The sequence below is a fragment of the Spirosoma sp. KCTC 42546 genome, from assembly GCF_006965485.1.
GTDB lineage: Bacteria > Bacteroidota > Bacteroidia > Cytophagales > Spirosomataceae > Spirosoma.
Window position 1 is genome coordinate 8,545,700 of sequence record NZ_CP041360.1, and the last position, 14,243, is coordinate 8,559,942.

Below are 14,243 nucleotides of genomic sequence, written 5' to 3' on the forward strand. Positions count from 1 at the left end.
GAATTCCATAAAAAAAGAGGTCACCCAAATTCGGATGACCTCTTTTTTAGGAAAGGATAGTGCTTGACTTATTTGTTCCGGCCCACTCCAATCATAGCGCAACGGAAACCAATCATTGCTGTAGCCGAATCCTGGTCTAAGAATCGACGTGTACCTGGTGATAGCCAGTAAGCAACGTCGTTCCAGGAGCCGCCTTTGTATACACGAAGTTTATCGTCAATTAATGATTGTTTGTTTTTGCTATCATAATTCTTCGCATCATCAACATATCCATTACGACGTACTGGATTTAAATCGTTAACGTCCTGATAGGAAAGAGGCCGATAAACGTCCATTACCCACTCGTTTACGTTACCAGCCATGTTATACAGACCAAAATCATTTGCTGGATAAGCATAGATTTCAGCCGTTATAATAGCACCATCATTCGAACGGCCAGCAATACCGGCATAGTCACCACGACCACGTTTGAAGTTTGCTAACATCTGACCTTGTTTGCGACCTTTCTTGGGGTTCCGGACTGATGAACCATCCCAAGGGTAGATTCGCTGATTGATTTGATTCTCGTCCATGTATTGAGTCCCAATCAATGCTTTAGCAGCATATTCCCATTCGGCTTCAGTTGGCAGACGATAATCTGGCAGAATTGTACCACTCTCAAGGCTCGGTTTGGCAGGTGCAGCTGTAGTTGCTTCAGCCAAAGCTGCATCATCCGCTTTTTTAGACTTCCGCTTTAGAGAGAAACCTCCCCCCTTCTTTTTCGGTCCCCCTCCTTTTGCCAGCTCATTATTGACAGCATTTGATCGCCAGGTTGCATAATCGGTAGCTTGGACCCACGAAACACCTACAACAGGATAATATCGAAAGGCAGGATAACGAAGATACTGTGTAACGTAAGAGTCGTTAAATGATAATGGATTTGACCAAACGGTTGTATCTGGCAAGGCTGCTTTTACAACTTCCTCCGATGAATCACGCTGAATTGCATTCAGGTATTCCAGATAGTGGACGTTTGCCATTTCGGTTTCATCCATATAAAACGATTGGATCGAGACAGTTCGTTCGCGGTTATCACGCGTATTCATAACGTCCTCTTCCAGGGCGCCCATGGTGAATCGGCCTCCTTCAATGAAAACGAGGTTTGGGCCTGCCTTCTGCCCAGCAAATTTCTTTACCTGAAAACCTTCTTTCTGGTTGTAAGCAATACCCGTCGCCGTACTTTTCTTACCGGGCTGCACACTGGTCGGGTGCTTGGACTTACAGGATGCCAGGGCCGTCATTGCCAGTAGCACATAAGCCGCTCGTTGCAGGTGAAACTTTTGAATCATTGCTCTATTTTGTGTAAAACGTAGGTACAAAAATCGTAATTAATTCGTCAATGCGCCCAATATTTCATCCAATTGCTCAACGGAATACACATTGACATGGGTGATAATTGGTCGTCCCTTCGATTCTTTCAACGAACATTTGGTTGGGTTTCGCTTGAGGTACTCAATTACCTTGCCAAATTGATCGGATTTAAAGAAGTCGTCGTTCCCGTTAGAAACGAAGTATCCTTTCAGGATATTATTCTTAAGCGTCAGTTTTTCAAGGTATAACTGTTCGGCTTTCCAGCGAACGTTGACCATTTTTATCAGGTTTTCGACTTCTTCGGGCATCGGTCCGAAACGATCGAGCACTTCCTGTCTGAATGCCTGTAGCTCTTCGTTATTCTGAAGACTATCCAGGCGTGTATATAACGCTAGTCGTTCCGATATATTTGAGACGTATCGTTCTGGGATAACAACCTGCAAATCAGTCTCGATAACAGTATCAGGTAATGTTAGTTTTAGGTCACCAGGTTTTGTCTCAAATAGTTCTTTAAATTCATTTTCGCGTAATTCCTGGACTGCTTCGTCAAGCACTTTATGGTACATTTCAAAGCCAAGGTCATTAACAAACCCACTCTGTTCTGCACCTAGTAAATTTCCAGCACCTCGAATATCAAGATCACGCATCGCGATCTTAAAACCTTCGCCTAAGTCAGAAAAGTCCTCTAGTGTTTGTAGACGTTTGCGGGCATCGGCCGTCATGACTGAAGGGGGGGGCGTCAATAAATAACAAAATGCTTTCCGGTTCGAACGACCCACGCGACCCCGCATCTGATGAAGATCAGAAAGCCCGAAATAGTGGGCATTGTTAATTAGAATCGTGTTCGCATTTGGAATATCAAGTCCTGATTCGATGATATTTGTAGAGATCAAGACATCATAATCACCCTCGATAAATCGAGTCATAATTCGCTCTAATCTATCCCCTTCCATTTGTCCATGGGCTACACCAACTCGGGCCTCTGGTACAAGTCGCATGATTAGATTACCAATAGATTCGATATCATTCACTCGGTTATGAACGAAAAATACCTGACCACCTCGTCTGATTTCATAGCTCACCGCATCCCGAATCGTTGCTTCGTTGTAGGGATGAACTTCTGTCGTGACGGGTTGCCGATTGGGTGGGGGCGTTGCGATTACGGAGAGGTCACGAGCACCCATCAGTGAGAAATGTAGTGTTCGGGGAATTGGCGTAGCTGTAAGTGTTAATACGTCGACCTCCACACGCATTTCCTTGAGTCTGTCTTTGGTTTTTACGCCAAACTTCTGCTCCTCATCTATCACAAGAAGTCCTAAATCTTTGAATTTTATGTCTTTATTAACTATTCGGTGAGTACCGATCAAAATACCGATTTCACCTGAGGCTACACCTTTTAGAATTTCTTTCGTTTGAGCCGCAGACCGAAATCGGTTGATGTATTCAATCTTGACAGGGAAATCGGCCATGCGCTCGCTAAACGTCTTGAAATGCTGCATGGCCAGGATTGTTGTTGGTACCAGCACGGCAACCTGCTTATTGTCCGTCACTGCCTTAAAGGCCGCCCGAATAGCAATCTCCGTTTTACCGAAACCTACATCTCCACACACCAGCCGGTCCATCGGGTGAGGCCTTTCCATATCATCCTTTACATCATTGGTTGCTTTGGCCTGATCTGGTGTATCCTCATAAATAAATGACGACTCTAGCTCGACCTGAAGGAAACTATCGCGACTGTACGCATATCCTGGTGCTGTTCTACGCTTGGCATACAGCGCAATCAATTCACGGGCAATATCCTTTACCTGCTTGCGAATCCGGGATTTTTTCTGCTCCCATTCCTGAGAACCAAGCTTGCTCATGGTGGGTGGCCCGCCTTCCCTACCACTGTATTTAGCAATCTTATGTAAGCTGTGAATACTAACTAACAGAATATCATTATCGCGATAAATGAGCCTGATTGCTTCTTGTTCATTTCCCGCATGGTCTACTTTTTCTAAACCTGCAAACCGGCCAATACCGTAATCTATGTGCGTAACATAATCGCCAGGCTGTAGTGTTTTTAGTTCACGCAGTGTAAGTGCTTTCGATTTCGAAAACTTGTCCTGAACACGATATTTATAGTAGCGATCAAAAATCTGGTGATCAGTATAACAGGCTATTTTTAATGCTTCATCCACGAAGCCTTCCCGTAAACCGATATTTATCGGCTGAAACTTCACAAATGGGTCAAGTTCCTCAAAAATTGTTCGAAGCCGGTCCAGTTGCTTAAAGGATTCAGCCGAGATAATGTTGGTAAATCCTTTCGATTGATTATCCCCTAGTGTATCAACCAGCCGTTTGAAATCTTTGTTAAACGACGGTTGAGGCTTTGAATTATACTGCTGTTTGCCTTCTGTTTTGAAGTAAAACTTACGTCCGAACTCAACTGTTCTATACCGCTTTAGTTCATTCAGAAATGATCGTCGGGTTTCGAACAAACTTCCGGGATCTGAAACCACTTGGATTCCTCCACTGCCAGCGACCACTGATTCGAAGCTTTGTTCTGCTTTCTCGTAACACTTCTCGATGATTTCTAGTGTAAACTCAATGTCTTTTGCCCAGATAGTTGTTGCTTCAGGTAGAAAGCTGAAAAATGGTTCGCGGGTTTCCTCAACGAGTTTTGTCTGAATGTTCGGAATAATGTTAATAAACGCTACCGAGTCTGTTGATAACTGGGTTTCGGGATTGAATTTGCGAATACTCTCAACTTCGTCATCAAACAAATCAATCCGAAATGGAAACTCACTGGCAAATGAGAAAACGTCGATGATTCCCCCTCGAACAGAAAACTGACCAGCTTCGTAAACGAAATCTGTTTTCTCAAATTCATAGGTTTGAAGTAGTTCTGCTACGAAATGGGTATCTAACTTCTCTCCTACCCGTATGGTCAGTGTATTGGCCTGTAAGGATCGTTTATTAATGACCTTCTCCGATAATGCTTCGGGGTAGGTTACCATTAATAAACCATCTTTTGGAGCTGGGTTAAGTTTATTCAGCACCTCTGCCCGCATCAATATGTTTGCATTTTCTACTTCTTCATATTGATAGGGCTTTTTAAAGGACATTGGAAATAGTAATACTTCCTGGCTAAGCAGATTTTGCAAGTCATTGAAGAAGTAAGCTGCCTCATCGCGGTCGGTCAGAATATAAAGGTGATTTCCACCGACCGATTTAAATATGGAAGAAGCCAACACAGCATCAAGACTCCCAGCTAAACCTTTAATCTGTAGTCGTTGAGGATCGCTTGTAGATACTTTCCGACTGAAAGGCTCAGTCAGTAATTTTATAAAACTATCTTCGGCATATAGGCCGAGCAATTCATCTGGTTTCAAGCTTAGTCAGGTTGTATGTCAAACACGAAAAGCCGCTGGAAGGACATTCCGGCGGCACAATAGGGTAACAGCAGGTTTTGAAAATTTGTTGCGTCAGGCAATTATTTTAAAGCTGATAATAGCGAATACTCAATGGTTTCATTCTCTAATAATTTCCGAATACGTGTGCTATCTTCAAATACCAGGATAATCTCTTTCTTATCGATCTCCTCTTCTTCATCGACCCATTTCCAATCCTCAGCCGTTGCATCCAAAACACTTAATATACTTCCCATTTTAGCTGGATCCCGTTCCTTGCCAACTAGCTCATTTGTATTTGTAAAATAGAGTATGATCCTATCATCTTCAAGCCACTGTAAGTCATTAAGTGAATCGTTCAGCGCTTCCAGTGTAAAACCAAAGTTTGGGATTTCAAGTAAGTCGGCAATGTCTTCATAAAACTGGCGCAATGTTTGTGTATGCTTACCATCGATATGAGCAATGAAATCATTGGCAAAATGAGCTTCAAGTTCGCGCTCCGACTGGCAGATTAGAATGTTGGGCGTCATATGTTTTTTCTAAATTTTGGAGCAAAGTTGGTGATGAGTTAAGTTTCACGTGAAACTTGATTATCAGCTAGTTGTAAGCGTATGTAACCAGTTAAACCCTGGTTACTTAAGTGTTTTTGGTTTTGAAACGCCTGCAAAAGTACAATTTGTATTTATGAAAAAACCCTCCGAGTAAGAGGGTTTTTCGTTTAATTCAGTTCAATGAAAAGAGAGGAATTCGAGCGGCCACCATATTATGAAACATCAACTCAGTAATCAATGGTGTCATATATTTGATGAGGGGAAATTCCGAAATCGACTCCATTACTTCCAACTCCGAATCGGCTTTGAAGATGCACCAGAGTTTCTGACGATCGACCGAAAGAGAATAAGATAACAAAAACCCCTTTTCCATTAATTCCTCCACTTTGAGCCGTTGGGCTGGGATCCGGTTCTCGAAACCTTCATCCATTACAGCTGGAAGGTCAAATTCAACCATGTATTGGCTCATAGGCATTGCTGTTAAGTAAAGACCTGAGTTTATTGGGCTCCGGCTATCAGCAAATTAACAACGTTTAGCTCATCTTCGTTAATCGAATGCGGAAAATTTGGATACAATTTCGCAGTCACGTTCGCACCCATTGTTCGAAATATGCTTTCTGATTCTAAGACGCGTTCTTTGGGAATGTGCGGATCGCGATCACTGCATCCCATAAAAATTGGTGTATTGTCCAAAGAGCCTTCGTAATTACGAACTAAATCAGGTGGGCCAATGAGTCCACCGCTTAAGCCAAATACGCCACCATACTCAACTGCATTTCGGGCAACGAACTCAAGCGTTAAACACGCACCTTGAGAGAAACCCAACCAATAAATCTGAGGTAATTTGAAATTAAAATCAGATTGTAGCCTGGCGCGCAGACTTGCCAGAACTTCTAATGCCGAAGACAAATAAGGTTCGTTCTCGTTAAGTGGCCGGAGAAACGAATAGGGATACCACGTATTTCCTTCGGCTTCAGGGGCAATAAAGGCGAACTCTTTATCCTCAATGTATTTCGATAAGGAAAGAATATCGCTAGCCGATCCTCCCCGTCCATGAACCATTATCATTACTTTGGAGGCTTCTTCCAAAGGCTTTCCAGCTGTGCGAATATTGTTAGGGTTATGTATCATAGTATAAGAGTAAACACAAAGAGAACAAAGGTTGATACAGAGAAAACAGAGTTTTTTGATTCTCAGTTATCCCAGTAAACACTCAGTTCTCTCTGTGTTAAAAAAAATTATTTCAATTCGATTGCTGGTAATTCAGCTTCAATTTTAGTTCGGCGGGATTCGTATTGAGGAGGCAGTTTAAGAGCTGTACCTAATTCAGAAACGGGCTCGTCAACGGCAAAGCCTGGCGGATTAGTAGCCACTTCAAACAGGATTCCACCAGGTTCGCGGAAGTAAATGCTGTTGAAGTAATTACGATCCTGAACGGGTGTAACATGATAGCCTGACTCCGCCAGTTGCTGTTGGATTACCAATTGGGTTTCATCCGTATCCGTTGAAAAGGCAACGTGGTGAACAGAACCTGCTCCCTGCAAGGCATGAACATCTTTTGGTGAATATAAAACATCGACAAAATTTCCGGACCCGCCTTTTCCCGCCTTAAAACGGAAACGGCCTTCCTCCTCCCCTACTAGGGTGTGTTGCATGATATCAGTCAGGAGTTTAATCGTCTTGTCTGGATTAACCTCATTCAGGGTTACTGTATGGAAACCACGCACAGCAAACTCTGCCGGGATTCGGTTGTTATCCCAACCCGTGCGCCGGTCGTCGTCTGTAAAAACGAGTTCAATGCCCATGCCATCAAAATCTTCGAACCGTACAAATGTTTCTGAGAAGCGTTTGTATGGACCAGCATATGGAATGTTTCGTTCATGCAACCGATCCATCCAGAAACGGAGCGACGCTGTTGGAACAGAAAACGCTGTATAGGTTAACTGACCAACACCTTTCCGTCCACGTGGTATACCACCATATGGAAAGAATGTGAGGATCGTACCAGGATCTCCGGTTTCATTACCATAGTATAAGTGATAGACATCCGGCGCATCGAAGTTGACCGTTTTCTTTACTAATCGAAGACCTAGAATATCGGTATAATAATCAACATTACGTTGGGTATCGCCTGCCAGAGTTGTAACGTGATGAAGGCCATTGATGAGGGTTTCCATACAATTGAAACGAGTTAATGGGTGAAAAATCGAGTTACTAAAATTATAATGTTATTACATTTAATGTATATACATTTAAAATAATTAGAAAGTTCAAACAAAAAGGTCCGAGATATTACCTCGGACCTTTTTGTTAATGCAATGGATCATCTGAAACATAGCATATGAAATTAGAAAAGAATTATTCCATCAGGAATGGATAATCCTGTTGCATATAAACATCTTTGAAGGCTTCCTCGGCAGGTGGGTAAGGAGACTCCTCTGCAAACTGAACGGCTGCATCGACAGTGGCTTTTATTTTCTGGTCAATGGCGGCTAATTCTTCTTCTGTAGCAAACTTTTTTTCCAGGATGGCTGCCTTTACCTGCTCGATAGGGTCGCGCATCTTGTATTCTTCTACTTCTTCCTTCTTACGATATTTCTGTGGATCAGACATGGAGTGGCCCCGATAGCGATAAGTGCGGAATTCCAGAAAAGTTGGACCCTCACCAGCACGGGCGCGATCAGCTGCCCGACTAACGGCTTCGTGAACAGCTTCAACACTCATTGCGTCAACAGGTTCAGAAGGCATGTCATAGGCCTCGGCTAAAGTGTACAGGTCAGTTACATTAGATGTACGGGCTACAGAGGTTCCCATAGCATAGCCGTTATTTTCAACGACGAAGATGACAGGGATTTTCCAGAGCATTGCCATGTTAAAGGCTTCGTGCAGGGCACCCTGACGGACGGCTCCATCGCCCATAAACGTGATACAGAGATTTCCGGTCTTGTTATATTTCTCCGAGAACGCAATGCCAGCCCCCATTGGAATCTGTGCACCAACGATACCATGTCCACCTACGAAATTGACTGACTTATCGAAGATGTGCATAGAACCACCTTTGCCTTTTGATGAACCGGTTTGTTTCGCGAACAATTCAGCCATGATCGCTTTAGGATCTGAACCCAGGGCAAGTGGAATGCCATGATCGCGGTAAGCAGTAATCCACTTGTCGTCTTTGGTTAGGGCAGAATAGGAACCTGAGGAGCAAGCTTCCTGACCTATATAAAGATGGCAGAAACCCCGGATTTTTTGTTGACCATACAATTGACCGGCTTTCTCTTCGAACTTCCGCTGCAACTGCATGGATTCATACCAGTACATATACCGCTCTTTGGGATGCTGCGTTTTCGCGGCTGCCGGAGCCTTACCATTTTGTTTGGATTTCTCTTTGACGCTTGCCATGAGGAATGAAGTTCGATAAAATCAATAATCGCTGCCTGGCAACCGGCCACCGAAGCGCTGAGCTGTCAGAGTGGTTCCAACTATATACAGAGGCTGTTTCTACTAACAAACCGACCGTATCTTTGTTGCCAATATCAATTGTTCATTCAAATTGGTAATTGATTGTTGCAATTGACTGCCGCGAAATTACGCATTATCGCGTTACACGCTATACCTATGCACCTCGAAAAACTGAGCCTGACCAATTTTAAAAATTACGAAGATAGCCGGTATGTGTTCGGGCAGCAGGTAAACGTGATTCTTGGGCCGAATGGAAGCGGAAAAACCAATCTTTTGGATGCCATTTATTTTTTGGCTCTCAGCAAAAGCGCTTTCCAAAGTCAGGATGCTCTTAGTATTCAGCATGATGCCGACTATTTCATCATCGACGGGGTTTTTGAAGAAAATGATCGTGCTACTACAACAGGCCGTTTGGTACAGATTACAATAAGCTTACAGCGGGGCCAACGGAAGGTGCTCATGGCTGATAAAAAACCGTACGATCGACTCAGCGACCATATTGGCCGATTCCCGGTCGTTCTAATGGCGCCTAACGATACCGATCTGGTACGAGAGCATAGTGAGGATCGGCGACATTTTTTCGATGGTGTACTTTCTCAACTTGATTCTGATTATTTACGAAATTACCTGATGTACCAGCAGGTTCTAAAGCAGCGGAATAGTTTGCTCAAACTTTTTGCAGAGCGGAGCCAGGTGGATAATGACTTATTGGATACCTACGATGAGCCCCTACTCGACCTTGGTCAGAAAATCCACGATCGACGAAAGCAATTCGTCGAGGAGTTTTTGCCCGATTTTCGCAGCCACTACGCCTACTTGAGCGATGAGCGTGAACGTGTTACAATTGTGTATGAATCAGAAGTGAGCAACCCGAACTTTGCGGATGAGTTTCGGCATTTTCGTCGACGCGACACAGTATTGCAACGAACCACAATGGGTATCCATAAGGATGATTATGCATTTCTGATTGGTGAACGAGAGGCCAGGCCAGATGGCCCCGCACCCGTACTACTGAAGAAATTTGGCTCACAAGGACAGCAAAAAACATTTGTAATAGCCTTAAAGCTGGCACAGTTCGATCAATTGCAGGCCGAAAAAGGAATCAAGCCGATTCTTCTATTAGACGATATTTTTGACAAACTAGATGACCGACGTATTGGTAAGCTCATTCAGCGAATGGATGAGGGCGCATTTGGTCAACTTTTTATCACAGATGCGCGGCCAGAACGCACGCGTGAGTTGCTCGAAAAAGTACAGGCTGATGTGAAATTTTTTGAGATTATCCGTGATTAGATTGACTCTCTAAGCGACTTAACTGCTTATGAGAAAGATCGTACATATAGTTGCACTCTTGCTGGAGGTGTTAAGTGTTTTTGCACAGAGTTCCTTCAAAAATGGGCCTCTGAAGGTTTCAGATAATCACCGTTACCTGGTCCATCAGGATGGAGCCCCGTTCTTTTACATGGGTGATACGGCCTGGGAGTTGTTTCACCGGCTAAATCGCGAAGAAGCGGATCGATACCTCAAACGAAGGGCTGAACAAGGATTTACCGTTATTCAGACGGTAGCCCTGGCTGAATTTGATGGCCTGAATACTCCCAACGCGCTTGGCGACAAACCATTATTGAACAATGACCCAACCACGCCCAACGAAGCGTATTTCAAACACGTCGATTATATCGTAGATAAAGCTGCCGAGAATAATCTTGTTATTGGTTTCCTCCCGACTTGGGGCGATAAACTTTTTAAGAGTTCATGGGGTAATGGCCCTGAAATATTTAACCCAAAAAATGCACGTACCTATGGCCAATGGCTGGGTAACCGCTACAAAAATCGGCAAAATATAATCTGGATTCTGGGCGGAGACCGTACTCCACGCGACGGCTCTGAAGATGTAGCCACCTGGCGAGCAATGGCCGAGGGTATCGAAGCGGGTGTAGGCGGAGCAGATAAAGCACTGATGACATTTCACCCGCAACCCAACTCGATTCAGGATGGTGGTTCGTCAAAGTGGTTTCATCAGGATTCGTGGCTTGATTTCAATATGCACCAGAATGGCCACTGCCGGGATACACCGGTTTATGACAAAATTACAGTCAGCTATAATCGTACCCCTACCAAGCCGACCATGGATGCTGAACCCATTTATGAAGACCATCCGGTTTGCTTTAATGTACTTGTTATTGGTTTCCTCCCGACTTGGGGCGATAAACTTTTTAAGAGTTCATGGGGTAATGGCCCTGAAATATTTAACCCAAAAAATGCACGTACCTATGGCCAATGGCTGGGTAACCGCTACAAAAATCGGCAAAATATAATCTGGATTCTGGGCGGAGACCGTACTCCACGCGACGGCTCTGAAGATGTAGCCACCTGGCGAGCAATGGCCGAGGGTATCGAAGCGGGTGTAGGCGGAGCAGATAAAGCACTGATGACATTTCACCCGCAACCCAACTCGATTCAGGATGGTGGTTCGTCAAAGTGGTTTCATCAGGATTCGTGGCTTGATTTCAATATGCACCAGAATGGCCACTGCCGGGATACACCGGTTTATGACAAAATTACAGTCAGCTATAATCGTACCCCTACCAAGCCGACCATGGATGCTGAACCCATTTATGAAGACCATCCGGTTTGCTTTAATGTAAAAGACCTCGGAACATCCAATGCCTACGACGTTCGACTATATGCGTATCTAGATTTGTTTGCCGGAGCACATGGACATACGTACGGTTGTCATGATATCTGGCAGATGTATAGTGCCAACCGTCCTGCTGTTAATGGTCCACATATATACTGGCAGGAAGCATTGGAACTGCCAGGTGCCAACCAGATGAAGATTGTTCGTCGGCTGATAGAATCCCGCCCGTTGCTTGATCGTGTCCCCGATCAGTCCCTGATTATTGAGAATAACTATGCGCCCGCAGAGCGTATCCAGGCTACTCGGGGTACCGATTATGCGTTTGTGTATAGCGCGGCAGGAAAGCCTTTTACGGTTAACCTGGGTAAGATTTCAGGTCAATCGGTAAAGACACACTGGCTCAATCCCCGAACGGGCGAAGCAAAAGACAGCGGCACCATTCCTAACAAAGGCCAGCAGAAATTTACTCCCCCATCAAGTGGCTATGGCCAGGATTGGGTACTTGTACTGGATGATCTGGCTAAAAATTACCCAGTTCCTTAACGCCTGAATTGTATTCAATCGCTAAACGCTGATAAACTCTGTTTGTAGCGCATAAGCAGGCTAGCCTATCATCAAAAGCCCGACAAACTAGCTAGTTCGTCGGGCTTTTTGGTTGTTTTACTCCGCTATTTAGGCCGTTCATCATATTATCAAAAATTAACAGGAAACTCAGAACTATATTTGAGTTTCCGTAGTTCACCTAGAAAAAGTTCTATTATTAAATGAAAGAACGGATTCTAGCAGAGGCTGAACGCTTGTTTTGGAAGTATGGGGTACGATCCGTAACGATGGAGGATATAGCCCGCCAGCTTGGTATTTCGAAGAAGACAATTTATCAGCATTTTACGGACAAAGAGCAGATTCTATACCAGGTAATACAGGATAAAACCGGTCGAAATCAGTCAGAAATGGACTGTATGGCAATAGAGACCGATAATCCAGTTGAAGAAATTCTAGGCGTCCTAAATATGATGCGAAATCATGCAGATCAGGTAAGTCCGAATCTGATGAACGACATAAAACGGTATTACCCTCAGGCATTTGCGCTGTTCAGACAGTATAAAGAGGGACATATTATGCGGTCAATTCTTGAAAATATCCAAAAAGGTATTTCTCAAGGTATATATCGCCCAGACATAAATCCAACCATTTTAGCCCGGTTACGGGTCGAACAAATCGAGTTAGCATTCAACCATGAACTCTTTCCATCAGACCAGTATTCGATGCACGAAGTGCAGGCTGAACTGATGCACCACTTCGTGCGGGGAATGCTGACAGACAAAGGCTTTACCATTTACAACCAGTACGTTAATCAATACAACCATGAGGTTAAGTAATACCCAAAAAACAGTACTTATCTGGCTTTTCACACTACTGAGTAGCACAGGACCGATACTGGCTCAAACCAAACAGGAATTCTCGCTAAATGAAGCGATTAAGTTTGCTGTCGAGAACAATATTAACGTGAAAAATTCGGGGCTGGATGCACTAAGTGCAGAAGGTCGGATTCAGGAATTACGGGGAGTAGCCCTACCACAAGTAAGTGTAGCCGCATCAGTTACGGATAACCTGATTATTCAACGGGCTTTTTTACCTGCTAAGTTTTTTAACGTGAACGCGGCCGACAGTGATCCTCCAATTGCTGTTCAATTTGGCGTTGCTTATGCAGGCAGTGCAACCGGTACGCTAAATCAACTTTTGTTCGATGCTTCGTATCGGCTGGGGCTACGTGCCGCTGATACCTACCGACAACTGGCTCAAAAAAATGTAACAGCCTCAAAAATTAGTGTAGCTGAGCAGGTTGCAAAGGCGTATTATGGTGTACTGGTAAATGAGCAACAGATCAAATTACTTGACCTAAATATTGCCAGGGTAGATACACTGTTTAGAAACACACAAGCGCTTAATAAGCAGGGGTTTGCCGAAAAGATCGATGTAAGTCGTCTTGAAGTGCAGGTTAATAACTTAAAGGCTGAGCGTCAGAACGTAAAAAACCTGGTTGAGCTAAGCTATTATCTGCTTAAGTTCCAGATGGGCTTGGGAATAAACGATAATATTACGCTGACAGAACAGATTCAGGACATTGACCTTGATGCCGTTGAACGAACGAATATGCAGGCAGCCACTGAGTTTGATTACAATCAACGAATTGAGTTCTCGACCTTACAATCGCAGATTCAACTGGCTGATCTGGATGTTCAGAGTGTTGCAAAACAATATTATCCGAGACTCACCGCGTTTGCCAACTATGGCTACAATACAGGTCGTAATAAATTCAGTGAAGTAATTGGTTCACCCTGGTTTAATTCGTCTGTGATAGGAATTAACCTGTCAGCTCCAATTTTCGATGGTTTTCAGAAGAAATACCAGGCGCAGCAGAAGCGGTTTACATTGCAGAAAGCGCAGAATAATAGTCAGTTGCTGAAAAATTCGATTGATCTGCAAATTCGCCAGTCAACCATTACACTTGGTAATAGCCTGCAAACCTTACGCACTCAAAAACGGAATGTTGAACTAGCACAGGAAGTTGCCCGTGTAACCAAGATCAAATATCAGGAAGGCGTTGGTTCAAACATTGAAGTTTTGGATGCCGAGAATTCATATCGGCAGGCCCAAACAAACTACTTCGCATCCTTATATAACTTCCTGCAAACCAAAGTTGATGCCGACAAAGCGAATGGAAAGCTTTATATAGGGAATTGAAAATAATTCGCTTTTTCGAGCTATACACTATTGATAGTGAGTATTAAAGGAGTTGTCATGTTTGAGTACAACCTGAATTTTAAAATTAAAATCGTAATCAGT

10 protein-coding genes and 2 pseudogenes are annotated in these 14,243 nt (G+C 43.8%); 5 read left to right on the plus strand and 7 right to left on the minus strand.

The window, feature by feature from the left end; all coding sequences use genetic code 11:
- Positions 1 to 68: 68 nt before the first annotated feature.
- The 7 genes from EXU85_RS34755 to pdhA form a co-directional block, all read right to left on the minus strand.
- On the minus strand, positions 69 to 1,328 hold the full coding sequence (locus tag EXU85_RS34755; RefSeq protein WP_142776471.1) for an SUMF1/EgtB/PvdO family nonheme iron enzyme: 1,260 nt from the start codon (positions 1,326 to 1,328) through the stop codon (positions 69 to 71).
- Positions 1,329 to 1,367: 39 nt separating this feature from the next.
- Complete coding sequence (gene mfd / locus EXU85_RS34760) at positions 1,368 to 4,724, minus strand: transcription-repair coupling factor (protein WP_142776472.1); 3,357 nt, start codon at positions 4,722 to 4,724, stop codon at positions 1,368 to 1,370.
- 101 nt (positions 4,725 to 4,825) lie between these two features.
- A complete protein-coding gene (locus EXU85_RS34765; RefSeq protein ID WP_142776473.1) occupies positions 4,826 to 5,272 on the minus strand; it encodes a barstar family protein in 447 nt (148 codons plus the stop codon).
- A gap of 193 nt (positions 5,273 to 5,465) precedes the next feature.
- Positions 5,466 to 5,762: a muconolactone Delta-isomerase family protein gene (locus EXU85_RS34770; protein ID WP_142776474.1), complete on the minus strand. Its 297-nt coding sequence runs from the start codon at positions 5,760 to 5,762 to the stop codon at positions 5,466 to 5,468.
- Between the two features lie 29 nt (positions 5,763 to 5,791).
- Positions 5,792 to 6,424: an alpha/beta hydrolase gene (locus EXU85_RS34775; RefSeq protein ID WP_142776475.1), complete on the minus strand. Its 633-nt coding sequence runs from the start codon at positions 6,422 to 6,424 to the stop codon at positions 5,792 to 5,794.
- 107 nt (positions 6,425 to 6,531) lie between these two features.
- Positions 6,532 to 7,470 carry a ring-cleaving dioxygenase gene (locus tag EXU85_RS34780; RefSeq protein ID WP_142776476.1) on the minus strand — a complete coding sequence of 313 codons (939 nt, stop codon included), beginning with the start codon at positions 7,468 to 7,470 and terminating at the stop codon, positions 6,532 to 6,534.
- A gap of 181 nt (positions 7,471 to 7,651) precedes the next feature.
- Positions 7,652 to 8,695, minus strand: coding sequence for a pyruvate dehydrogenase (acetyl-transferring) E1 component subunit alpha (gene pdhA / locus EXU85_RS34785; protein ID WP_142776477.1), 1,044 nt, complete (start codon positions 8,693 to 8,695; stop codon positions 7,652 to 7,654).
- 216 nt (positions 8,696 to 8,911) lie between these two features.
- Here pdhA and EXU85_RS34790 point away from each other — a divergent pair, with 216 nt between their 5' ends.
- The 5 genes and pseudogenes from EXU85_RS34790 (at position 8,912) to EXU85_RS34805 (ending at position 14,141) form a co-directional block, all read left to right on the plus strand.
- On the plus strand, positions 8,912 to 10,048 hold the full coding sequence (locus EXU85_RS34790; protein WP_142776478.1) for a DNA replication/repair protein RecF: 1,137 nt from the start codon (positions 8,912 to 8,914) through the stop codon (positions 10,046 to 10,048).
- A 169-nt stretch (positions 10,049 to 10,217) separates the two neighbouring features.
- Positions 10,218 to 10,421, plus strand: a pseudogene (locus EXU85_RS35925) (DUF4038 domain-containing protein); the annotation flags it as partial.
- Positions 10,422 to 10,931: 510 nt separating this feature from the next.
- Positions 10,932 to 11,939 (plus strand): annotated as a pseudogene (locus EXU85_RS34795) (glycoside hydrolase family 140 protein); the annotation flags it as partial.
- 221 nt (positions 11,940 to 12,160) lie between these two features.
- Complete coding sequence (locus tag EXU85_RS34800; RefSeq protein WP_142776480.1) at positions 12,161 to 12,775, plus strand: TetR/AcrR family transcriptional regulator; 615 nt, start codon at positions 12,161 to 12,163, stop codon at positions 12,773 to 12,775.
- Positions 12,762 to 14,141, plus strand: a complete 1,380-nt coding sequence (locus EXU85_RS34805; protein WP_142776481.1) for a TolC family protein — start codon at positions 12,762 to 12,764, stop codon at positions 14,139 to 14,141. Before EXU85_RS34800 ends, EXU85_RS34805 begins: the two co-directional genes overlap by 14 nt.
- The last annotated feature ends 102 nt before the right edge of the window (positions 14,142 to 14,243 follow it).